The following is a 22,919-nucleotide window of genomic DNA, read 5'->3' as shown; positions in this document are numbered from 1 at the left end:
GACTATGCGGCATCATCCTCCCAGTTTTCAACACTCGCCCCAGCCAGCGAGCGCATTCGCGCTTCATCGCTGGCAAACTCCTTGACGGCTCCCTGGAAAACCACGCGGCCATCGTCGAGCACACAGGCGCTATCGGCAATCTCGACTGCGGCGCGTACATTCTGTTCGACCAGCAGCACAGAAATACCCTCGCGGCGCATCGCCGCAATCACTTCAAATACTTCTTGCACGAGAAGCGGCGCCAGGCCTTGCGACGGTTCATCTAACAGCAGGAGTTTGGGATTGAGCATGAGTGCGCGTGCAATTGCCAGCATTTCTTGTTCGCCGCCGGACAGTTGGCGGCCTTTGTTCATGCAACGCTCCTTCAGGCGGGGAAACAACTTGTAGACGCGTTCCAGCGTCCACGGTCCGGAGCCTGCAAGCGGTACCTTGAGATTTTCTTCGACGCTCAAATTCTGGAACACGCGCCGTCCTTCAGGTACATATCCGACACCAAGCGCAGCGATGCGGTAGGGCGACCATGCGGTAGTTACCTTACCCATGATATGTACCACGCCTTCGCGAGCGCGCGTCAAGCCCATCAGGCTGCGCAGCGTGGTTGTTTTTCCCGCGCCGTTACGTCCCAGAAGTGCAACGATTTCCCCCTCGCGTACGTGCAGCGACACCGAGTGCAGGATATGACTCTTGCCATAAAACGTGTGCAGTCCCTGGGCTTCCACGACATTCATTTGGTTTTCCCCAAATAGGCTGCCTGTACATTTTCATTTGCAGCGATTTCGGCGGGCGTGCCTTCAACCAGTACACTTCCTTCGGCGAGTACCATGATGTGCTGGGCCAGCCGGAAAATGACACGCATGTCGTGCTCGATAATCACCATCGTCAGTGCCAGCTCTTCGTGCAGATGGTGTATCAGTTGAGTGATATCGTAAGTTTCCTGGTCCCCCATGCCGGCGGTCGGTTCGTCAAGCAGTAACAGGCGTGGGCGAAGTGCGAGCGACATGGCGATCTCGACGGTGCGCTGGTCGCCCGGAGATAACTCGCCGACTAGCTTTCTGTCCTTGGCGGCAAGGCTGCTCATGGCGATCAGTTCGTCGACGCGTCCCCGTACTGTTGCCTTCCCGGTGCGCGATAGCCATGGGCTCAGGCGATAGCCAGCTTCAATTTCTACCGGGATGCGCAGATTGTCGCGCACCGATAATTCAGGAAATACCTCGGTAATCTGAAAAGTCCGCGCCATGCCCATCTTTACCCGGCGATGAGGCGGCATGCCCGTAATATCCTGCCCGTCAAACAAGATGCGCCCGACTGTAGGAGGGAAAAAGCCGCTGATCAGATTGAAGAAAGTCGTCTTTCCGGCGCCATTCGGGCCGATGACAGCCCGCAGCTCGCCCGGCTCGATAATCATCGAGACCTCATTGACCGCCCGCAGGCTGCCGAAATAACAGGAGACGTTTTCGACGGTCAGTAAGCTCATGAGTCCTCTTTTTTATGAAAAAGGCCGAGGACGCCACGTGGGAAAAACAGGACGACCAAAATGAAAAGCAGGCCAATAAATGACATCCAGTTCTCTGTGTGGCTGGAAATATAGTCTTGCAAGACGACGAAAATCGCGGCGCCAATCAACGGCCCCCAAAACGAGCGCATGCCGCCGAGCACCGTCATGATAACGAAATCGCCCGACTGATTCCAGTGTAAGCCGTGCGGGTCGGCGAAATTGTTGAGCAAGGCGTAGAGTGTGCCCGCCAGGCTCACGAACAGGCACGAAATCACGAACGACAGCCAGATGTGCGACGCTATCGGAATACCCAGGAATTGTGCGCGGCGTTCATTTTCGCGGATGGCCAGCAGCGTGCGGCCAAACGGCGAGCGAAGCAGTGCAGCCATGATGGCGACTGCGACGGCAAAACAAATCAGTACGAAGTAATAGAATATTTTGTCATTGCCCAGAATGTCGATCGTGCCAAATCCCAGGTTAATCGGTATACGGTGCCAGCCGGAGAGGCCGTCATCACCGCCGGTGACGGTATTCCAGCGGAAGGCGATGAAGTAAAAAACTTGTCCGAAGGCGATCGTCGCCATGGCGAAATAGACGCCACGCAATTTGACAATCAGTGCGCCAACGACGGCCGCTGCTGCGGTGCCCACCGCTATTCCGATCAGGATGCCGAGAGGAGTGCTAGGTGTCAGGTATCTGATTGTCATGCCTACGCCGTACGCGCCCAGACCAAAATAGGCTGCGTGTCCGAAGGACAAGACGCCGGTAAATCCCAGCAGGAAGTTGAGCGACATGGCCGCCAGCCCCATGACCAGGACACGGCTGCCCAATGCAGGATATCCGCCAATCGAGCTCATCCAGAAGGGCATGCTGAGCAACACGGCCCAGATCGCCAGATCGCTTGCCAGGTTGTAGCGGCTGTTCACCGTATCCTCCCTTCTTCTCCCAGCAAGCCGCGCGGGCGCAACAACAGTACGAGGGCCATCATCACATATATCACCGCTTCGGTTGCCGAGGGAAAGAATACGGAGGTGACGCTCGATGCGACACCGATCAAAATCCCACCCAGCAGTGTGCCGGGAAGGCTACCGAGGCCGCCGACAATGATGGCGACGAAGCTTGGCATGATGAGCGAATCGCCGATTGTCGGTTGCAGGCCGAGCATGCCGGCGGCAAGCACGCCGGCCAGTCCGGCCAAATAGATGCCGAGACCGAAGTTCAGGTTGCGCAGTATCCGCACGTTGACTCCAAGTGCGGACACCATGTCAAGGTCGGAAGTGCCGGCACGGATCCGTATGCCGAGCCGCGTGTGGTTAAGGATCAGGAACAGGCCGATCACCACGCCGATCACCAGCAGCAGCATCAGCAGCCGATAGCCTGTCAGGAAAAACAGGGTCGCATTCAGCGGCGTGGTCAGCGCGGCAGGTATCTCGTAAGGAAGTGTCTGTGGCCCCCAGATATAGCGCGTGCCGTCCTGCAGTATGAAAGCCAGTCCGAATGTCAGCAGCAAGCTGTACAAGGGGTCGCGCCCATACAGCCGGCGAATCAGCACGCGTTCTGTAACCAGGCCAAGTATTGCGGTTAGCACCGGAGCGATCAGCAAAGCTAGCCAGAAACCTGTGTATGGGAACAACGTGTAGGCCAGATAGGCACCCATCGCAAGGAAGCCGCCGTGGGCGAAGTTGATGACCCCGCTCAGGTTGAGAATCAAGGACAAGCCGAGCGCCATCAGCGCATAGAATGCGCCGATGATGATGCCATTGAAGACGTTGAAAAGGATGAGTTCGGTCATGTTGCCCTCGCCGATACAGTTCGCCAGTTTGGTCTGGCGGACTGCAAAATATGATTCGGCGATTTCTTCTTATTCGCCGCGTGCGGTGCTGCAAGACCCGCATCCAAGCCAGTCGTCGCCTATCGCTGCGGACAGCATAGCCCGGTTGGCGTCTAGGACCATTTCATGGTGCAGCCTGTCTGCGAGACCGGCAATGCCGCCTCGGAGCCCTTGACCACGGAGTCCACATGAAACAGATCTTCGGGAGCGGAGCCTTTTTCGACGGCGTGTCCGACATACAGGTTCGGCATGAGCTGATGGTCGCCAGCACGATAGAAGGGCGTGTCGGGCATCAATCCAACTTCGGGCGGCAGCTTGAATCCTTCGAGCGCCTTGGCCAGTTTGACTGCGTCCAGGGTCTTTTCCTGGTTAGCGACGAGCGCCACGGTCCAGACTGCAACATAGCCGAACCAGTGACGCGCAGTTGGCACCCTGCCGGCTCTTTTCTTGATTACGGCGACGAATTCGGCAACATGCGGCACGTTGGGCTGGTTCCAGTACCATTCGAAAACCCAGGTACCGATGCGAGCATTGGGAGGCAATCCCTCCAGCACTTCGAGTTCTTGCTGGGCGCCGGCGATATGGAAGCGTTTGTCCAGGCCGAATTGCACGGCCTGCTTGAGTGAGTTAACTGCATCGTCTCCCGCTGTGAGAAAGAGGACGACGTCCGGATTCGCGGCTTGCGCCTTGATCAGGTAGGGCGAATAATCGCTTGTTCCAAGGGGCGCCAATGCCGCGCCAACCCCTGTTCCGCCATATGTTTTAAGGCTGGCCTCGAAGCCCTGCTGCAGGGTATGGCCGAACGCATAGTCCGGTGTGATGAAAAACCATTTCTTGCCGTACTTTTCGAAAAGGAGTCTCGCAACAGAATTGGTTTCCATGCGAGTGGTATTGCACACACGAAATACGTTCCAGTGACAGTCGGTGCCGGTCACGGCATCGGTGTGGCCGCCGGTAACTATATGCAATGTTCGGAGTTCATTGGAAACTTGACCGATCGCTAGCGCCATCGCGGAATTGACGTTTCCCAAGAGAAAGTCAACCTTGTCGCGCGCGATCAGCTTGCGTGCCTTTTGTACTGCCGTACCGGTGTCGGCGCTAGTCGAATCTTCCACCACCAGCTGCACCGGACGCCCAAGAATGCCGCCCTTGGCATTAATTTGCTCAATGGCGAGCTCGCACCCGATTTGTTCATTTTTGCCAAGTTCGGCATAGGTTCCGGTGAGAGGATTGTCGAGCCCGAACTTGATGGGTTCCTCACCATAGGCCTTGGTGACGAATGGGGCTGCAATTTGCAAAATGCCAGTCGCCACTGCGGCTTTGAGAATTGTCCTGCGTTGCGGATTGCCGATAGCTGCGTGATCGCCCATTTTGTTCTCCTTCTTTGGACCACAACCTCTGGGCCGTGACATGACCATGCGGTCTCCGGGGAGTCAAGATCGCCTTTAGGGAAGGCTATGGGCGGCGAGGCCGGTTCGTGCATTGGTGTATCAACATCTTGCGCCGGATCGGCAGGTTGCTTACTTGTCCACAACCTCGCTGATATTAATATAGGACACAATCCAAGCCCGAACAAGCCTTCGAGGCAACATGATCTTAGAGGCGTACCCCCGTTCTCCAGGGGGATGACATTCGAGAGGCAGATAGCTCCCTGGCGCCGGATATTGGTAGCAACGTGGAACAGGTGGCGCACACAACCCGGCATCGTCTCGCAAAAATGGTGCAGTTGCCGCTGACGAGCGCACGCGGGCTAATCCATGTGCTCGATGCCTGCGGGCATTTCAACCCAGGTGTGCATGCGTTCTTCGTACACCGAGAACGTGGGGGCGGGAAAGGCCGGATCTGCAAAAGCCCCGACGGGAATAACGATGCTGTCTCCGCTGTCCTCGATGGTGTAGTACACCGTGGCGCCGCATGTGGCGCAGAAGTGGAACGTGCTCTTGCTTCCAGCATCCCCGACCCGAACGAAGGTGCTCGATGCTCCGGCAATGGCCACCGAGCTCGCGGGAAATCGCGCTTGTGCAGCGAACACGCTGCCCGTTCTGCGTTGGCAGTCCAGGCAGTGGCAAACGGAGACGCGAACAGGGGCGGCCGACGTAGTAGCGGTGAGCTGGCCGCAAGAGCAACTGGCAGTTCGGTGCGTCATCTTGAGGCCCGTGTTTCGTGCGGCTCAATTGGGCTAAGGCAGCGCCTGCGAATTGCCGCCTCCGGCTCGCTGCGTCTGTCGGTGGTCAATGTCATTCTATGTATGCTCCTTAGACTTGCCGCTTACTATTGATTGTATGCATCCCATTTCAATGCTTAGGTAGACTGGTAGCGCCGGGACGAATCCGGGCAGCCTGTAAATTCGAGTCGACCGATTTCCGTTGCATGCTGTTACCTGGCTATCTGGGAAAATATTTCACTATCCCTTCAAGCAGCAATCGGATGTCGCCAAACATCACGCCTATTTCAGTGCTGATGATGAACAGCGCCGTCTGAAACGCCGCAGGATATCTGTTCATGAGCGTAACGCAGTAGCCGTCATATAGTCTGGTCACACTAGCGCGCGTGCTGAGTGCGACACACGCGATTCCCAAAATGCCGCCGGCGAAAATGTCGGTAGGGTAGTGCAAGCCGAGGTACACCCTGGGCAGCGCAATGAAGATCAGGACATACAGATAGGCCAGCCATCCTGCGCTTCTTGAAATCAAAAAAATTCCGGTGGCGAGACTGAAAAACAATGCGGCATGGTCGCTTGGGAAGGAACTCCATATGTACAAGGCCTGACTCTCCGGCACCGGCAGCCCGATATAGGTTTGATGGGCGAGCGCCAGGTTTGCAAAAGGGCGGGGCTGATACGGGCCGAGATTGTTCGCGACCCTGGCGATGAACACCGCGACTACGCATCCCAGCAATGTCGCGATGATAATCCGCCGGGTGTCCGATTTCGGATCGGAGTCCCGAAACCAGAAATACCAGATCAGGCCCATGACAGGGAAACCTTTGAACAGGTTCGAGCCGGAAATATAGTGAACGATTTGATTGAAAGGCGCTGACATCACCGTAAATTGGTTCAACCAATTGATCACGGCTACATCCAGGTCATTGTTCCACATTGTGTCCGTCCATATCTTGAGCAGGTTGTCTCAATGCGCTACCCGAGCGTCTGGAGAATATATCGCTTTCCTGCATTTTTTTTCAAAATTTCTTGCAAATCGTTTTGTGGAAAGTTGAATTTATGTGCGGCGGTCAGTTTGCAATGATTCGCCTCAACGGAGTACGCAGGTAAAAATCCGCCTTCAGGATTTTCACATTATTTCCATTTTATTGTGCTATGCACAATTGCGTATTCTGTATGAATAATAATGTTAAAGATTGATTTTTAAAATAGCTAATTTATGTTGAGAAGAATCGCCGGCTATGTCTGTTAGCGTACAGAGAAATGTAGTGGATAGATTCAAAATAAAAATCGTTGCATGCCGTGAAGCCTTATATTTAAAGAGTTTTGGAGGGGGTGTAAAAAATTTTCAAAATTGGAACTTAAATGTTTCCATGTATTCTCAAATCGTCAACGCACTAGTTGTCATCGTGAGAACTGCCAAAAAGTAAGATGTAACAAATCGTTTCAAAACAGAACTAACGATGTTTTACATATGTCTTTATGTTGGCCTGCAGCATAACTCTGACTGTGCACTTAATGTACATGTCCGAGAGGGCGACAGCTTGCTCCTTCAATGCTTTCAGAACGTAAAGCACTGAATAGCAATGCTGACTTTACTCAATTTCTTGCATGAGTCGCAACCAGGCTCGTTAAGTATTCTGTTAAAGGAAATATCATGCAAACAAACGTTCCGCCGTTGCGCCGAAAACGAGCCTCAAATGGCCGTTCCATCGCAGCACGCGTCCATGTAGTTGATGCGAATCCAAAGGGGTTTTCTGGCAACAATATTTTTGTTGCTGTGTCTGGATTGCGCCGCCTCGCATCAGTTAACTCGGTAGCAAAAATTCAATATCAAACAACGCGGGGAAGCGGTCCGTATCGCAAACTTCCTGCGGCATTCCGTCCACTGTTTCTTAACCGGATTCTTTAGTTGCCTTTAGCGCATTTCGACGCAAAGCGATAACCGCGGATTCGGCTTGCATAAGCAATGCCGATACCGGGAATTTCTCTGAAGTAATTGACGTTGGCCCGACTCTTTTGAAAGATGCGGCGCCGTAGCCCCTTGTCGCCCTTTGATAAATCCGAAGCGCTCTGGAGGCCAGTTATCGACTGATGTTTCTACCATTTTCATTGCCAGGCGTACAGCTCTGGCCAATAGGAGTGGTGTTGATGTCATGCAATTTGGACCAGCTTATTGGTCCAGGAAGGTGTTTGATGGACAGATATATGAGAAGTCGTGCCGTGTTTTATCGTGTGCCCTGGAGATGCGTTTTTTTGATACCGATGTGCTCCTTCGCTGCAGTACCGGCTATTGCTGGCGACCTGGTGCCTACCGACGTAATTCCGACGCCCGACATTATTACCCCTCCGCCTGATGCAGTCACTCCGTATGCAGGTTACGGAATCAGCTATGACAACAATTTGCTGAGATTGCCGGATTCCGCATCGGCGCAGGCCATGGGGATAGGCAGCAATTTGTCCGATATCACGCACAGGTATCTGTTCGGCCTGGCGGTGGACAAATCACTCAGCCAGCAGCACCTGACGGCGAACGTGAATGTGGCGAAAGTCGATTACGACAGATTCGACCAGCTCAATCATCTGGAGAAGAATCTGGCGGCTAACTGGAACTGGCATGCAGGCAATCAATTCCAGGGGAATGTTGGCGTCAATTATTCGCAAGGACTGACTCCATTCATCGATTTCCACTTGCTGGAACGTAATCTGCGCACGCAAGAGGATGTCTACGCTGACGGCGCCTGGCTGTTCCATCCCAGCTGGCGCGTGCGTGCGGGAGTGACGTATAGCAAATTGTGGTACGACCTGGAATCGCAACGACCGGGCGACAACTCGAAGAATCAAGAAGAACTGGGGCTAGATTACCTGGCTGCCAGCGGCAGCACAATCGGACTGCAGTTGCGCCATACGCGCGCCGATTACCCGACGCCGGAACTGGATAGCGGCGTGCCGGTATTCAACGGCTATGACCAGAACGAGATCAAGGGCAAGGTCGATTGGCTGTTGACCGGCAAGACCACGCTGCACTTCCTGGGCGGATGGGTGAGCCGAAAGCAGGATGAATTCCCTGTCCGAAATTTTAGCGGCATCAATACGCGCGTCTCAGCCGACTGGTCGCCCACCGGGAAAATCGACGTCTCCGTCGCCGGCTGGCGGGAAATCGGCGCAGTTGACGATGTCTCTACCGTGTACTCCCTGAATCACGGCGCCAGCATCGCCTCGGCTTGGCAATATTCCGACAAAGTCCGTCTGGTAGCCCAGTACAAATATGAAAAAAGAGATTTCAGCCAATCGGCGGCGGCCGGTATCTTCAGCGCCACCAATCCAAACGATGCGCTGCGCAACATGGCGCTGAGCGTGATCTACAACCCGACGCTGCATTGGCGTGTCCAGTTGTCGGGCGTTCGCAGTACGCAGATCCTCAACAATGCGCCAGGCGGCTATGTGAGTAACGGCGTGATGTTCAACACGCGTTATTCATTCTAAGGGGTGGCAAATGACTGAGAACGACATCCCGCTGGTTTCTTTCTTCAAGCGTCTGCTTGATCCGCTGATTATTCTCGGCTCCTTGTATCTGATCATCCTGGTACAGGACGAAGTATTCACGGGCAGTTACCTGGTGCTGATGATTATCGCTTTCTTCATTTCTTCCTATATCTACGAACAAATCGAACTCTATCGTACTTTGCACATTGGAAAACAGCTGGCATATGCCGTCGATATTTTCCTGGGCTGGGCGATCACCATTGCTATCCTGGTCCTGATAGGGCAAGGCACCGGATTGCGCTATGAATTTTCCGACCGCGTGATCGGCACCTGGTTTGTGCTCGCGCCTTTTGCGCTGCTGCTTAGCCGCCTGACAGCCTACATGTTGGCATTCAATTTCGGCAAAAATCCGGAAGTGCGGTCGGCGGTGATCGTCGGCTCCAACGATCCTGGGGGAGGTATTCTCAGCCGGCTGGCTTCGCCAGGCAATGCAGGTATCGATATCCGTGGATTTTTTGAAGATACAGGCAGGTCGGCCGATGTGCATAGCCTCAGTCCCTACCTTGGCGCTATCGCCGACGTCCGGTCATACGTCCTTGCGCACAAGATCAGGACCATCTTTATCTGCCTGCCGATGTCGGAGCAGGCCAGGGTGCTGGCACTGATGGAAGAGCTGCGGGATACGACCGCCTCGGTCTACCTGGTGCCGGACATCTATACCTACGGTTTCATACAAGCGCGCCTCGACCATGTCGGTGGTGTGCCGGTGATCGGTATCTGGGAGACGCCGTTTACCGGCCTGCGCGGCGTAGTCAAGCGCGGCAGCGACATTGTATTGGCAATCCTGATCCAGATTTTTTTGTTGCCGATTATGGTAGCGATAGCAGTCGGCGTCAAACTCTCGTCCCCCGGAAAAATCATCTTTGCGCAGCGCCGCTATGGCTTGAATGGCGAAGAAATCGTGGTCTACAAATTTCGCTCGATGACAGTCGCCGAGGATGGCGCCGTAGTCGCCCAGGCCAAAAAGAACGATGTGCGGGTTACTCCCTTCGGCAGCTTTTTACGGCGCACTTCGCTCGATGAATTGCCGCAGTTTTTCAACGTTTTGCAGGGGCGCATGAGCATCGTCGGCCCGCGTCCGCATGCAGTTGCACACAATGAACTGTATCGCAAGCTCATCAGCGGCTACATGCTGCGGCACAAAGTCAAACCTGGCATTACCGGCTGGGCACAGGTGAACGGGTACCGCGGAGAGACGGACACCCTGGACAAAATGCGTTCGCGGATCGAGTTCGATCTTGAGTATTTGCGCAACTGGTCGCTGGCGTTGGACTTGTGGATCATCGTTCGCACCGTTAAAGAAGTATTGAAAAAAGACAGCGCCTATTGATGCGCTGCAAAAGCAGGATCAATGGAGACCCGGCTAACGCCTTGTGCGGGGCTGGAAACAATTCCATATGCAATGAATTTTGTCAGGAGAAACATCATGCAAAGAGCCAGGTTGTTGACAACTCTGCTACTCACAATTTCTTTCACGGTTTCTTGTGGTTCCGCCCTGGCGGCGACACCGGTTTTTCAGCTAGATGCGGGGCAGGGCGAGAAAGCCCTGGCACACGCGATTGATGCTTACCCGTCCGGCAGAACCGGCGCGATGCAAGCGATGCCGGCAGACTCCGCCTCGGCGCCAGTACAGCAAATCCCTGTCGCCTCCATCGTGTTTAGCGAGGCCGGCGCATCGAATGGCGCGTGGCTCAGTGGTAATGCTATTCCCGTCGTGTATTCTCCCGGCGCTGATAACCGGCGCTGGCCTGAAAAAGTGATTTCACGCCTGAACATTTCGGACGATTCGCTGTTTTATTTCCTCAGGGATTTCAAGGCGCGGCCGCTGCAAAAGCCTGCCCGATGGAGCATTTTGCTGATCGGACTTTGCTTCCTGCTATACCAGGTGCGTCGCCGTCCTGCGCGCACTTCGATCGGCTTCCCGTCTGCGGTAATGCAAGTTGCGCCTAGCGCTGCGTGACCTCATGCCAGCCATTGCCTTTTATCCGATGGAAAAAATGAAAATTGTCTCTTCGCAAATCAAGGGCGTTGGCATATTGTTATTGCTGACCGCCGTGAGCTTGTCCGCCTGCGGCGATCAGAAGAAAAAGACCGGCAAGGTGCTCGCCCGCGTCAACGGCGAGCCGATTACGGCGCTTCAACTGGAAACCGAGTTGAGTTACGCAAACGACGCAAAGAAAGCGGGCCAGCAGCAACCACTGCGCGAGCAGGCTCTGGAGGCGTTGATCGACCGCCAGATATTGCTGGACGAAGCTTTGCGCAACAAGCTCGACCGCGATCCGAAACTGATGCAGATCATAGATCGTTTCAAGACCCAGGCAATTGTCCAGGCTTATCTGGAGTCGATAGAGGCCGGCCGTGGCAAACCTTCCAAGGCGGAAATCCATGCCTATTTTCAAGGTCATCCGGAATTGTTTGCACATCGAAGAATATTTAATGTCCAGCAATTGAGTATTGCCGAACAAGACCTCACTCCTTCGCTCAAGTCGACGATGGATTCGGCAAAAACCTTGAACCAGGTCGCTGCCTGGTTGCAAAAAAACGGCGTTCCCTATGAGGTGGCCAAGCTTTCATATACCAGCGCCGAGCTGCCGCCCGAGGTTGCCGGAAAACTTCAACAACTGGGCAGTAATCGCTTGTTCGTCGTGAAGGACGGTGGGAAAGGCTTGCTGTGCGCACTCACGGAATCCAGGGAAAGTCCTGTCACAGAAGAGATTGCTGGCGCACAAATCGAGCGTTATTTGCTGAATAAACGGATGCAGGAAGTGGCAGCGGCGGAAATTGCGCGGCTGCGCGCTTTGACGAAACTCGAATACGTCGACAAACCTGCGGCGCAGGTAGTGGAGGGGAATGCCGCTTTGGCGACAGGGCTGCCGGATAAGAAAGTAGCTGAGAAGAACGTAGCTGACAAGAAAAACACGCACGCCATGCAAGATATGGCCGGACTCAAATGAGCAAACGCATGCAAAAAATTACTCACAGGGTGAATAAGATGAAACTCCGATTCTATCAATCCATGGTGGCCTTGCTGCTGGCTATCTGCATCGTTCCTGCCTTCGCCGCCGATACGCCGCTGGGAGCGGGTGACGCCTTGAAAATCTCGGTGTTCGGCAATCCCGATCTGAGCCTGGAGACCAAAGTCAGCGATGCCGGCAATATTACTTTCCCTCTGATCGGCAATGTCAGTGTTGGAGGCTTGTCTACAGCTGATGCTGAAAAGAAAATCTCCGGAATGTTGACCGACGGCGGCTTCTTGCGCAAAGCGGAAGTGAACATCATGGTGACGGAATTGCAAAGCCAGATGGTGTCAGTGCTTGGCCAGGTCTTGCATCCGGGGCGTTATGCGATCAGCGGTAAGCGCAACGTGACTGACATGCTGGCGGCAGCAGGCGGGGTCAGCCCGGAAGGCGGCGATACCGCCACCGTCATTCGTGTCCGCAATGGCAAAACCATCAAGCAAGTCGTGAACCTGGTTGAGATGATTCATTCAGCCGACATGAAATCGAATCTGGATCTCAGCAACGGCGACATGGTGTACGTGGATCGCGCACCAAAATTCTATATTTATGGCGAGGTGCAGCACCCCGGCGGATACAGGCTGGAAGCAAACATGACGGTGATCCAGGCGCTGTCGGTAGGCGGCGGCCTGACTCCGCGCGGCACCGAGCGAGGCCTGCGTATCAAGCGCCGCGACGCCAGCGGCAATGAGCAGATGATCGATGCGAAAAACAACGAAGTGCTGCAAACGGATGACGTTGTCTACGTGAAAGAGAGTCTGTTTTGATGTGCGGCATTGATAGCTGCTGCCAATTCCGAGCCAGCGCTCGAGAGGAGCTTCCATGACTTTCCCCCAACTCCTGACCATTTTGCGGGCACGCTATAAGGTCATCCTGGCGACATTGCTGATCGTGGTAACGGCCACCGTCGCGGTCAGTCTCGCATTGCCAAAAATCTACAGGACATCGACCACCGTTCTGCTCAATTACAAAGGCACAGACCCGGTGTCTGGCCGTGTCCTGGCAGCGCAGCTGGTATCCGGATATATGGCGACCCAGATGGATATCGTCGCAAGCAGGAGCGTGGCCTTGAAGGCGGTTGACAATCTCGGATTGGCTAACGATCCGGACGTCAGGCAGCGCTTCCGGATGGCCACCGGCCGCAATGCCTCAATTCGCGACTGGCTTGCCGATTCATTGCTGAAGATGGTGGAGGTTGCGCCTTCGCGGGAAAGCAGCGTGATCGAAATTATCGCCAAGGGCAACGATCCGGCATTCGTTGCCAAGGTTGCGAACGCTTTTGCGACTGCTTACCAGCAGCTGAACCTGCAGATCAAGGTCGAACCCTTGCATCAGGCTTCGCAATATTTTTCCGGCGAAGTCAAGACGTTGCGCGCCAACCTGGAGGAAGCGGAGAACAAGCTGTCGAAATATCAGCAAGATCACGGCATCGTCAGCACCGACAATCACCTCGACGTCGAGACGGCACGGCTGAACGAGCTGTCGACGCAGCTGGTCCAGGCCCAGGGCCAGGCGATAGAAGCGTCGTCGCGCGGCAGCCAGGCAATGGGAAGCGGCGGCAGGGATTCACCGGATGTGGCGTCAAACATGCTGATCCAGAATCTGAAATCGTCCTTGGCTACGGCAGAAGGGAAGTTCGCCATGCTGTCGCAGAACCTGGACCGCAATCATCCGCAATATCAGGCTGCCAAAGCCGAAGTAGACAGATTGCAGGCCGAACTCAACAGCAGTATCAGCTCGACCAATAACAGCGTCGCCAATAACGGCCGCATACAGCGCCAGCGCGAAGCAGAGGTGCGGGCAGCGCTGAGCGCCCAGACAGCGAAGGTGCTGCAACTGAATCGTGCGCGCGACGAACTGTCGGTGCTTGGCAAGGATGTGGAGAGCGCGCAGCACGCCTACGATGCCGCCATGCAGCGCCTGGCGCAGACCGAACTCGAAGGCAATGCGAACCAGTCCGATGTGTCGGTGCTTAATCCTGCCGCCACGCCGACGCGTCCCGCCAGCCCCAATGTCATGCTCAATACGGTGCTGTCGATATTGCTTGGCAGCACGCTTGGTCTGGCGCTGGCGATCCTGGCAGAAATGGCCAACCGGCGTGTGAGGTCCGCCAACGATCTGCTGAAGGTGTTGCAGGCGCCGATGCTGGGAACCATTGCTTGGGGAAAACCTGCGCGCAGGTCGGGGTTCACCAGCCTGTTTTTATCGAGATGACTGCGGTCATTGCAGTGCGATCTTGATGAATATGCCCAAGATGAAAATGGAGGTCAAATGAACAAACCGGTAAGTTCCATACTGAGTGCCGCTGCAGCAGCGGCGCCGCGCAAGGATGCGCACATTGGTCGAATGCTGGTGGAGCAGGGCAAGCTCACACCTGATCAGGTAGAAAAAGTACGGCTGTTGCAAAAACAGGAAGGATTGCGCTTCGGCGAGGCAGCAAAGCGCCTTGGCCTGGTAAGCGATGCCGATATCCAGCAGGTGCTGTCGCGCCAGTTCGACTATCCCTACCTGCAAGACGGTAACGGTAATTATCCGTCGACGCTGATGGCTGCTTATCAGCCATTCAGCACCGAGGTAGAAGTACTGCGCTCGATACGCAGCCAGTTGATGTTGCGCTGGTTCACGGCGGGACGCAAGAAACTGGCTATTGCCAGCGTTAATCCAGGTGACGGCACCAGTTTGCTGGCAGCTAATCTTGCTGTTGTATTTTCGCAGCTGGGCGAGCAGACCTTGCTGGTCGACGCAAACTTGCGCGCCCCGCGCCAACATCAGATTTTCAATCTGCCCGCCGAGCGTGGACTGGCCGATGTGTTGGCTGGACGCAGCGGCCTGGACATGGTGGCAATGGTTGAATCGTTCGTCGATCTGTCGCTGCTGCCGGCAGGTTCGCCCGTGCCCAATCCTCAAGAACTGTTTAACCGCGCCAGCTTCGGTGTACTCAACCAGACGCTGTGCGATCGCTTTGACATCGTTTTATACGACACACCGGCGTTCCTGAGCTCGGCCGATGCCTTGATTGTCGCCGCCCGTGCCGGCGGGGTATTGCTGGTGGTGCGGAAAGATCGTACGCGAGTAGCCGATCTTGCCGATTTCAGCGATCAGCTGCGACGTAGCGGCGTCGAAATTGTCGGTTCTGTCATGGTGAGTTTCTGATGAATGAGAGCCAGTTTATGCAGCCGGGCCCGATGGTCCGGGAGCAGTCCGCCCTGGCTGCACCGGCCGGGCGGCTGACATTCTGGATATTGATGGGGGCGTTGGGATATCAGGCCGTCCTGTGCTCAATTCACACGAATCTGCATAGCATCTCCATGGCGGATGTGGCGCTCGCCGAAGCGGCCATCTATCTCGGCTGCGTAGTCGTCCTGGCCAGGCATATCCGGCTTGAACTGCTTGCTGTCGCCAGCCTGGCGGCGGCCTATCTGCTGCTGCTGGCGATCTTGCGCAATCAGCTGGATCCAAAGGGATTCAGGGATGTGATGATTCCCATCCTGTTCTACGGGCTTGGACGGCAAGTCGGCAGCGTGAAATTTGCTGACCGTGTGCTTAAGCTGATGATTTTGGTGGTGCTGGCATTCGGCTTTTTTGAATTGTTTTTCCTGGACTGGTTTTCCCGCGTTTTCAATATTTTTTCTTATTACGTCAATCAGGGCGGTCTGGCTGCCGGGTCCAACTGGGCCAAGGATAGCGTGTTAGGGCTCAATGGCATGCGGCCGGAAGGAATCGGCCGCACCATCCTGCCCTCATTGCTCGGCAACCATCGCATATCTTCCATTTTCCTGGAGCCGGTTTCACTAGGCAATTTTGCCGTCATTGTCGCCGCCTGGGGTCTGGCCAAACGTCGCGAAGAGATCAAGGAAATGATTTTCTTCGTGCTGGCTGCCGCCGTCATGATTGCCTTGAGCGATTCGCGCTACGGCATGATTACGGTCGCCGCGCTGGTGCTGCTGCGCTGCCTGCCGCTGGGCAAGCACTATACGTGGACGCTGGTTTTTCCGTTGCTTAGCATCGCCATGCTGCTCGTGCTGGCAGGCTATTTCGGCGGCCAGTATAGCGACAGCGTCCTGGGCCGTTTGTATGTCAGCGGCCGCACTTTGCTGAATCTGGATTTGGGAATGATTTTCGGCCTGGATGGATTCAACTTCGGCTTTGGCGACATGGGCTATCCCTCGCTGCTCACCAGGCTGGGCGTGTTGCTCTGTCTGTTTCTATGGGGCGCGTTCTGGATGCTCAAAATGGAAGACGAACGCGGCGAACGCCTGCGCGCGTACATCACCCTGTATATGTCTCTGATCCTGTGCGTGAGCGGCACTTCTCTGTTTGCCTTGAAAACCGCCGGCATTCTCTGGTTTCTGGTCGGCTGCGTGGCGAACCACCAAAGTGATGAAAAGGAAATTCAACATGCCTATTAAAGTTACGCACATTGTGCGCCAATACGCTCCATCTATCGGCGGCATGGAAGACGTGGTCCAAAACATCGCCCGGCAGCAGCGCGAGCAGCATGGACAACTTCCCAAGATCCTTACGCTCAACCGCCTGTTCAGGAATTCAGCGGAGTTTCTGGAGCCGGAAGCTTTGATCAACGGCGTCGGCGTGATCCGGTTGCCGTTTCATGGCACCAGCAGATATCCACTGTGTCCGCAGGTATTGCGTCATCTCGAAGACACCGACGTGATCCACGTGCATGGCATCGATTTCTTTTTCGATTACCTTGCCGCTACCAAGTTTTTACACAAACGACCGCTGGTGGCATCGACACATGGTGGCTTTTTTCATACCAAATTTGCATCGAGGTCGAAGAAAGTCTATTTCAACACCATCACGCGTGCTTCCAGCCTGGCTTATGACAAGATCATCGCCACTAGCGACAACGATGGCGATATCTTTAGGAATATTGTCAAGCCGCCAAAACTGGCAGTGATTGAAAACGGCGTCAATGTCGAAAAATACAGCGATCAGTCGGCAACGCTATCGACTCGGACACTGATCTATTTCGGCCGCTGGTCCGTCAACAAGGGCTTGCTGGAAACGTTGGCCCTGTTCAAACAACTGGTAGCGCACGGGCCCGACTGGAAACTGATCATCGCTGGTCGCGAATACGATCACAGCGCCGCTGAATTGAAAGCCGTCGTGGAGCAGCAACAATTGACCGGATCGGTGCAGATAGCGGCGAATCCTTCCGATCATGAATTGTCGGTCTTGATCGGCCAATCCAGTTATTTCATCTGCCTGTCCCGCCATGAAGGTTTTGGCATTGCGCCGATTGAAGCGATGAGCGCGGGGCTGACCCCGATACTGAGCGACATCCCGCCATTTCGCCACTTGGTCGAACAATCCCGTATCGGCCTGTTGCTTGCGCCCGGAAACGAGGAAGCCAATGTAACGCAAATATCCAGACTGTACGAAGGCACAGCGTCCGACTATGCGCGGAGGCGGTCGCAGGTGCAGTTGTTTGCCGAACGTTACAACTGGCGGCATATCGCGGATAAGTATGTCGACGTCTATAAAGCGTTGATGAGCTGATGATGCCTGCCATGAACCAGACAAGAATCGATGCGATCACCGGTTTGCGTGGAATGGCCGCGTTGCTGGTGGTGTATGGCCATTCGGTGGAGTGGTTTTCCCTGCCTTGGGAAAATCATTTTTCCGGAGAAATCGGCGTGATGATTTTTTTCTCGCTGAGCGGCTTTCTCATGGCTTATCTTTATCTCGGCAAACAGTTCTCGGCCTTGAACGTCACCGAGTATGCAATATCCAGGTTTTCAAGAATCGCACCGGCCTATCTGGTCATCGTACTGCTGTCTCTGTTCATCTACACAAAAATTGATCCGCATTTCGTCTACGACATATCGGCTAAGAACATCCTGCGTCATCTGCTGTTTTCGGGAAACGTGTCGGTATTCTGGAGCATTACGCCAGAAGTCGAGTTCTATTTCCTGTTCGTTCTGGTATGGGCCGCAGCCAGCCGCTACGTCAACCGCCTGGATATCCTCGGCCTGGTTTTCCTGGCGCTTTGCTGCATGATCCTGTTGTCGTATCGGGCCTCATTTCCCGGCACGTTTATCGGATCAAAACTGCATTATTTCCTGTTTGGCGTCATCGCCGGCATTATTCGTTCGAAAATCAGGTCCGACAGGCAAGGACCCAAATCGTTGACTGTGCTGCATGCCTTGCTGATTGCATCGACGGTACTGATGCTCGGCGGCTGGCTGTCACTGCCTTTTGCCAGCAACAACGATTTCTATAGCAGCATCATGACAGCCATTTTCGGCGCCTTGCTCGTGTTCAGCCTGTCGTTCTCATCTGCGCTCGGAGCTGTCGTTTTTGAAAATAAATTCATCGTCTTATGCGGGGAATGCAGTTTCTCCATTTACCTGCTGCATATGCCGGTTATTTACCTGGTGCATAAATTGCACCCTGAACCGCTTCAGCTTATTTTCCTGCTTCCTTTTACCGTTTTTGTATTGCTGTCTTCCTGGCTGAATTTCCAGCTGATTGAGAAGCCTGGGGCACGGTTCATCAAATCCGTCGGGATTGTTTTTAAACGGACAGTCATTCCGCTTTTTGCATTGGCAAGCAATTCACGATCGGTAACCACGGAAAGGGAGATTAGATGATAAAGCCATTACCAATCGCGGCACATGGCTGCTGGTGGCAGCGGTCCTTGGCAGGGCGTCGCATGCTTGGGCTGGCGCTGGCCGTCGCATGCTTTTTCTTCTCCCATCTGGCGGCGGCCAGTTGCCTTGACGGGAACCGGATGACCGGCGTCAATCTCAGCGGAGCCGAGTTCGCGGCGGACAAATTGCCCGGGACGATCTTTAAGGATTACGTTTATCCCGATCCGGCCGATATGCGCCATTTTCAATCCTTGGGCATGAACACCTTCCGGCTACCGTTTCTGTGGGAACGGATACAGCCCCAATTGTTGGGTCCGCTAGATGAAGCCGAGGTGCACCGCATAGAAGAAACGGTTGCTGCCGCACGGTCGCTGGGGACCTGCGTGATCCTTGATGTCCACAACTACGGCGAATATCGGGGCAAGCCGATCGGCTCTACTGAGGTGCCGCGCGCCGCGCTGGCCGACTTGTGGACGCGGCTACTGGCGCGGTTCAAGGACCCTGAGAACACCGCTTTCGGCTTGATGAACGAACCAAGCAAACTGCCTGTCGCCGAATGGGCGGCGGTGGCGCAGGAAACCCTGAACATACTGCGAAAAAAGGGATCACGCCATTTGATCCTGGTTCCCGGCGGCAGCTGGAGTGGGGCGCATTCCTGGTTTGCAAAAGACAACGGGGTATCGAACGCCGACGCTTTCCGCCGGTTTCACGATCCTGCCGATAACTACATGATCGAAGTGCATCAGTATGCGGATGCGGATTTTTCCGGGACCAGCAACACCTGTGTCGACCCGGCGCGCTTGGGCGCCATCATGGCCGATATCGCGGTATGGGCAAATTCGACCAGGCGACGCCTGTTTCTCGGTGAGTTCGGCGTGCCCGCCAATCAGCAATGTCTGCAAGCACTGGCCGCCATCATGGATGGCATGAAAGGCAACTCCGCCTGGGGTGGCTGGACTTATTGGACCAGCGGCAAGTGGCTTGGTAATTATCCGTTTAGCTTGCAGCCCGACAGCAATGGCGACAAGCCGCAAATGACAATTTTGAAAACCGGCATGTGACAGATGTACTTGGCGAGATGTGAAGTGATGTACCGCCTATGCACGAGACTGACAAAGGGAACGATATGAAATTTTCACTGGTGCTAGCAACGCTAGGACGCTCCGAAGAAGTGGCACGGCTTTTAGAGTCGCTGGACGCCCAAGATTATCGGAATTTTGAACTGATCGTGGTCGACCAGAACGACGACGACAGGCTGGTTCCGCTGCTGGCGTTGTACGGCAGGAAATTCCCCATCCGGCACATTCGTTCAGCTGAGCGCGGCGCCTCGCGCGCGCGCAATGCGGGCCTGGCGGTAGCCGCTGGCGACGTGATTGCCTTTCCCGACGACGATTGCTGGTATCCGCCGCGCCTGCTTGATCTGGTGGTAACTGTCCTGAGCGACCATCAGGAGCTGGACGGCATTACGGGACGTTTCACTGACGGCAGCGGCCGTACAGAAGGGCGCTGGCTGGCGCGCAGCATGTTGCTGGACCGGTATAACGTCTGGCGCGGCGCAATTGAATTCAGTATTTTCCTGCGGCGGCGGGTGGTCGAGGCGGTCGGACAGTTCGATGAGTCGCTGGGCGTCGGCGCCGGCACCGCATGGGGGGCGGCGGAGGGAACCGATTATCTGCTGCGCAGTTTGCAGCAGGGCTTCAAGTTGAAGTATCTGAGCGATATGACGCTGCACCATCCGGTGAAAACCGCCAATTTCGATGACAGTGCTTGTAGCCGGCAAAAGAAATATGAAGCGGGCATCGGCCGCGTGATGCGCATCAACGGTTATCCGTTCTGGTATTTTCCCGTGGCCTGTTTGCGGACCTGCTGCGGGGTTTTGCTGGCCATAGCGACTGGCAATCTTCCTAAGGCACGCTTCAAGTACGTCAGCGTATTGGCCCGCGTGCAGGGATGGCGGACATGAACGTAAAGAAACAGCACGGCATGAGCGGCAACCTGGCGTCCGGCTCGGTCTGGTCGATCGTGGATAACCTCGCGCAGCAGTTGCTGTCGTTCGTGATCTTTGCCGTGCTGGCGCGCTTTCTAGCACCGGATGCCTTTGGTTTGCTGACGGTCGCCAATCTTTTCATTTTATTTGCCCGGTTGGTCGTGTTCGACGCCATCGCCATGCCTATCGTGCGTGCCATTGCGCCCAATGACAGGCTGTATTCCTGGGTGTTCACGTGCTGCTCGATTGCCGGCTTGTTGCTGACTGCGGCAATGTTCTTTTCGGCTGACTTGATTTCATCGTTATTTCGCGCGCCAAACCTGAAAGTAGTGCTGCAGGGGATGAGTGTTTCAATTCTCTTATTCGGACTGGTGCGGGCCTATGAGGCCAGGCTGGTACGTAACATGATGTTCAGGCAACTCGCAATCCGCTCGATTGCTTCGGTGATGATTGGCGGCGGGATCGGTATTGCGCTTGCGGCCAGCGGCTGGGGCGCGATGTCGCTGGTGGTGCAGCAGGTCACGGCATCCGGCCTGGGGCTGCTGCTGGTCGTGGTGCAAAGCCGATGGCTGCCGGCGATCGTTTTTGATCGTGCGCTGAACGGTAAATACTGGAACGATATCCGGCAGGTCGGAATGACCGGCGCGCTGAGTTTTGCCAACACCAATGGCGATTCGCTCCTGGTCGGCTTTTTTCTGGGGCCGCATGCCACCGGCTTGTATAACCTGGCCAAGCGTATTACCTCGGCGGTGTACCTGGTGATCTCCAGTTCCATGCAAAAAGTCGCGCTGCCGGTATTTTCCGATGCGGGGACGGACAAGGCTGCGCTGCGGCGCGGCTATCTGAAAATTGTCGGCATCACGCTGTTTTGCATGGCCCCTTTGCTGTGTTTCCAAGGCGTACTGGCAGAGCCTTTGGTAGTGGCCGTTTTTGGCGCTAAATGGCTGCCTGCGGCGCCCGTAGTCGGTGTTCTGGCGCTGCTGTATATGGTGTCGTCGATCGTTCATCTGAATGACTACGTGTTTTTTGCAATGGGAAAAAATCGCTTGCCGGTGTGGCTCGGTATCGCGCAATTGCTGCTGGCAACGACGTTGGCTGCAGGATTTTATCAATTCGGCCTGCTCGGCATGAGCCTGGCGTTTTGCGGCGCCTACCTGGTTGTATTTCCGATTTCACAATATCTGCTGAACCGCGAACTCGGTCTCGATGTGCGCGTGATGTGGTATGCGCTAGCGCCGCCATTGGTGGGGAGCGTCATCCTGTTTCTCGGGTTAGCCGGCTATCTCTCACTGATGCCGGAACGCTTCACCAACATCACGCTGATAGGAGGGGGGGTAGTCATCGCGTGTCTGCTGTACCCGCTCATGGTTGCCGCTACAGGCTGGCGCATCAGGGCGGTTAACGCTTCCTGGCATGAATTGCTGTTGTCCGCCATGCGGCTGCGCCGTGCGCGATAGGCGACGCTGCGCTGGGCAGGACGCGCAGTCCTTGCTCGATTGGTTCTGTTGTCAATGAAGGAGTTTCTTGTGGCTGAAAAAAATGTTATTCCCATCGCCGGCTTTCCGGTGGTCAAAACCACCACGCCCGTGTTGTCACGATATCTGCTGCGGACGATGTGGATCAACAAAAAAATGACCTTGTTCTTTGCCAATACGAATTTCATCGTTCAGTGCCGCCATCTGCTGGACAAGATGAAAAACATGTCGGTGACAATCGTCAATGACGGTGTCGGCATGGATATCGCCGCCTATCTGTTCCGCCGCGACGCGTTCAAAGAGAATTTGAACGGTACGGATTTCATTCCGTACTTTCTTTCTGGCGCAAACATTTCGATGCGCGTGTTCATGCTGGGTGGGAAACCCGAGATGCTTGGCAAGGCTGCCGAATATGTGCGCACGACCTTGAAACAGGAAGTGGTCGGTACATGCGACGGCTACGGCGGGCTGGCAAAAGATCGCGCCGTCCTGGTTGAGCTGATCAACAACGCACAGGCAGAAATGGTGCTGGTGGCGCTGGGCAATCCGATGCAGGAGGAATGGATCCTGGCTAATCGCCAGGCGCTCGATGCCAATGTGGTGATCGGGGTCGGCGCCTTGTTTGATTTCTGGAGTGGCGACAAGCCGCGCGCGCCGCGCCTGGTGCAACGGATTCATCTTGAATGGCTGTACCGCCTCTGCATCGAGCCGCGGCGATTAGTACGCCGCTATACCGTCGACATCGTGAAATTCCTGTTGTTGTGCCGCAAATACAGTGGAGAAAGTTCGTAGA

Annotated in this window: 22 protein-coding genes; 15 read left to right on the top strand and 7 right to left on the bottom strand. The window is 55.2% G+C overall.

The window, feature by feature from the left end; translation table 11 throughout:
• Positions 1-2: 2 nt before the first annotated feature.
• From LT85_RS14645 to LT85_RS14615, 7 genes are all read right to left on the bottom strand, one after another.
• The gene (locus tag LT85_RS14645; protein ID WP_038490016.1) at positions 3-728 is read right to left on the bottom strand and encodes an ABC transporter ATP-binding protein; all 726 of its coding nucleotides are present in this window, start codon (positions 726-728) and stop codon (positions 3-5) included.
• Positions 725-1,474 (bottom strand): ABC transporter ATP-binding protein, encoded by a 750-nt coding sequence (locus LT85_RS14640; RefSeq protein WP_038490012.1) that lies wholly within the window; start codon positions 1,472-1,474, stop codon positions 725-727. Before LT85_RS14640 ends, LT85_RS14645 begins: the two co-directional genes overlap by 4 nt.
• Entirely contained in the window at positions 1,471-2,364 is an 894-nt protein-coding gene (locus LT85_RS14635) for a branched-chain amino acid ABC transporter permease (protein WP_081992783.1), read from the bottom strand. The genes LT85_RS14640 and LT85_RS14635 overlap by 4 nt, the downstream gene beginning before the upstream one ends.
• Before the next feature lie 53 nt (positions 2,365-2,417).
• Positions 2,418-3,287, bottom strand: coding sequence for a branched-chain amino acid ABC transporter permease (locus tag LT85_RS14630; protein WP_038490005.1), 870 nt, complete (start codon positions 3,285-3,287; stop codon positions 2,418-2,420).
• A gap of 152 nt (positions 3,288-3,439) precedes the next feature.
• The gene (locus LT85_RS14625) at positions 3,440-4,696 is read right to left on the bottom strand and encodes an ABC transporter substrate-binding protein (protein ID WP_038490003.1); all 1,257 of its coding nucleotides are present in this window, start codon (positions 4,694-4,696) and stop codon (positions 3,440-3,442) included.
• A 380-nt stretch (positions 4,697-5,076) separates the two neighbouring features.
• Positions 5,077-5,472 (bottom strand): GFA family protein, encoded by a 396-nt coding sequence (locus LT85_RS14620; protein WP_038490000.1) that lies wholly within the window; start codon positions 5,470-5,472, stop codon positions 5,077-5,079.
• A gap of 238 nt (positions 5,473-5,710) precedes the next feature.
• Positions 5,711-6,397, bottom strand: a complete 687-nt coding sequence (locus tag LT85_RS14615) for a phosphatase PAP2 family protein (protein ID WP_216595014.1) — start codon at positions 6,395-6,397, stop codon at positions 5,711-5,713.
• 747 nt (positions 6,398-7,144) lie between these two features.
• Between LT85_RS14615 and LT85_RS26655 the strand changes: the two genes are divergently transcribed.
• The 15 genes from LT85_RS26655 to LT85_RS14545 all read left to right on the top strand — a co-directional run bounded on the left by LT85_RS26655 (position 7,145) and on the right by LT85_RS14545 (position 22,918).
• Positions 7,145-7,399, top strand: a complete 255-nt coding sequence (locus LT85_RS26655) for a hypothetical protein (protein ID WP_156117540.1) — start codon at positions 7,145-7,147, stop codon at positions 7,397-7,399.
• Positions 7,400-7,794: 395 nt separating this feature from the next.
• Positions 7,795-8,973, top strand: a complete 1,179-nt coding sequence (gene epsL, locus LT85_RS14610) for an XrtB/PEP-CTERM-associated polysaccharide biosynthesis outer membrane protein EpsL (protein WP_038496293.1) — start codon at positions 7,795-7,797, stop codon at positions 8,971-8,973.
• Between the two features lie 10 nt (positions 8,974-8,983).
• Positions 8,984-10,363, top strand: coding sequence for an undecaprenyl-phosphate glucose phosphotransferase (locus tag LT85_RS14605; protein ID WP_038489997.1), 1,380 nt, complete (start codon positions 8,984-8,986; stop codon positions 10,361-10,363).
• A 96-nt stretch (positions 10,364-10,459) separates the two neighbouring features.
• Positions 10,460-10,993 carry a hypothetical protein gene (locus LT85_RS14600; protein WP_052135201.1) on the top strand — a complete coding sequence of 178 codons (534 nt, stop codon included), beginning with the start codon at positions 10,460-10,462 and terminating at the stop codon, positions 10,991-10,993.
• 37 nt (positions 10,994-11,030) lie between these two features.
• Positions 11,031-11,987, top strand: a complete 957-nt coding sequence (locus LT85_RS14595; RefSeq protein WP_253273558.1) for an EpsD family peptidyl-prolyl cis-trans isomerase — start codon at positions 11,031-11,033, stop codon at positions 11,985-11,987.
• A 38-nt stretch (positions 11,988-12,025) separates the two neighbouring features.
• Positions 12,026-12,817, top strand: a complete 792-nt coding sequence (gene epsE, locus LT85_RS14590) for a polysaccharide export protein EpsE (protein ID WP_038496288.1) — start codon at positions 12,026-12,028, stop codon at positions 12,815-12,817.
• A 55-nt stretch (positions 12,818-12,872) separates the two neighbouring features.
• The gene (gene epsF / locus LT85_RS14585; RefSeq protein WP_038489991.1) at positions 12,873-14,264 is read left to right on the top strand and encodes a chain length determinant protein EpsF; all 1,392 of its coding nucleotides are present in this window, start codon (positions 12,873-12,875) and stop codon (positions 14,262-14,264) included.
• Positions 14,265-14,321: 57 nt separating this feature from the next.
• The gene (gene epsG, locus LT85_RS14580) at positions 14,322-15,203 is read left to right on the top strand and encodes a chain length determinant protein tyrosine kinase EpsG (RefSeq protein ID WP_038489988.1); all 882 of its coding nucleotides are present in this window, start codon (positions 14,322-14,324) and stop codon (positions 15,201-15,203) included.
• Positions 15,203-16,459 carry a polysaccharide polymerase gene (locus tag LT85_RS14575; protein ID WP_156117539.1) on the top strand — a complete coding sequence of 419 codons (1,257 nt, stop codon included), beginning with the start codon at positions 15,203-15,205 and terminating at the stop codon, positions 16,457-16,459. Before epsG ends, LT85_RS14575 begins: the two co-directional genes overlap by 1 nt.
• The gene (locus LT85_RS14570; protein ID WP_038489984.1) at positions 16,449-17,570 is read left to right on the top strand and encodes a glycosyltransferase family 4 protein; all 1,122 of its coding nucleotides are present in this window, start codon (positions 16,449-16,451) and stop codon (positions 17,568-17,570) included. The genes LT85_RS14575 and LT85_RS14570 overlap by 11 nt, the downstream gene beginning before the upstream one ends.
• Before the next feature lie 11 nt (positions 17,571-17,581).
• A complete protein-coding gene (locus LT85_RS14565; protein WP_038496285.1) occupies positions 17,582-18,664 on the top strand; it encodes an acyltransferase family protein in 1,083 nt (360 codons plus the stop codon).
• A complete protein-coding gene (locus tag LT85_RS14560; protein WP_253273557.1) occupies positions 18,661-19,725 on the top strand; it encodes a glycoside hydrolase family 5 protein in 1,065 nt (354 codons plus the stop codon). The genes LT85_RS14565 and LT85_RS14560 overlap by 4 nt, the downstream gene beginning before the upstream one ends.
• Positions 19,726-19,790: 65 nt before the next feature.
• Positions 19,791-20,627 (top strand): glycosyltransferase family 2 protein, encoded by an 837-nt coding sequence (locus LT85_RS14555; protein WP_038496282.1) that lies wholly within the window; start codon positions 19,791-19,793, stop codon positions 20,625-20,627.
• Complete coding sequence (locus LT85_RS14550; RefSeq protein ID WP_038496278.1) at positions 20,624-22,108, top strand: lipopolysaccharide biosynthesis protein; 1,485 nt, start codon at positions 20,624-20,626, stop codon at positions 22,106-22,108. The genes LT85_RS14555 and LT85_RS14550 overlap by 4 nt, the downstream gene beginning before the upstream one ends.
• A gap of 69 nt (positions 22,109-22,177) precedes the next feature.
• Positions 22,178-22,918 (top strand): WecB/TagA/CpsF family glycosyltransferase, encoded by a 741-nt coding sequence (locus LT85_RS14545; protein ID WP_253273556.1) that lies wholly within the window; start codon positions 22,178-22,180, stop codon positions 22,916-22,918.
• Position 22,919 lies beyond the last annotated feature (1 nt).

It is taken from the genome of Collimonas arenae (genome assembly GCF_000786695.1).
GTDB lineage: Bacteria > Pseudomonadota > Gammaproteobacteria > Burkholderiales > Burkholderiaceae_D > Collimonas > Collimonas arenae_A.
The sequence above is the reverse complement of the archived record's forward strand: the minus strand, read 5'-3'. Positions and strand labels throughout refer to the sequence as shown.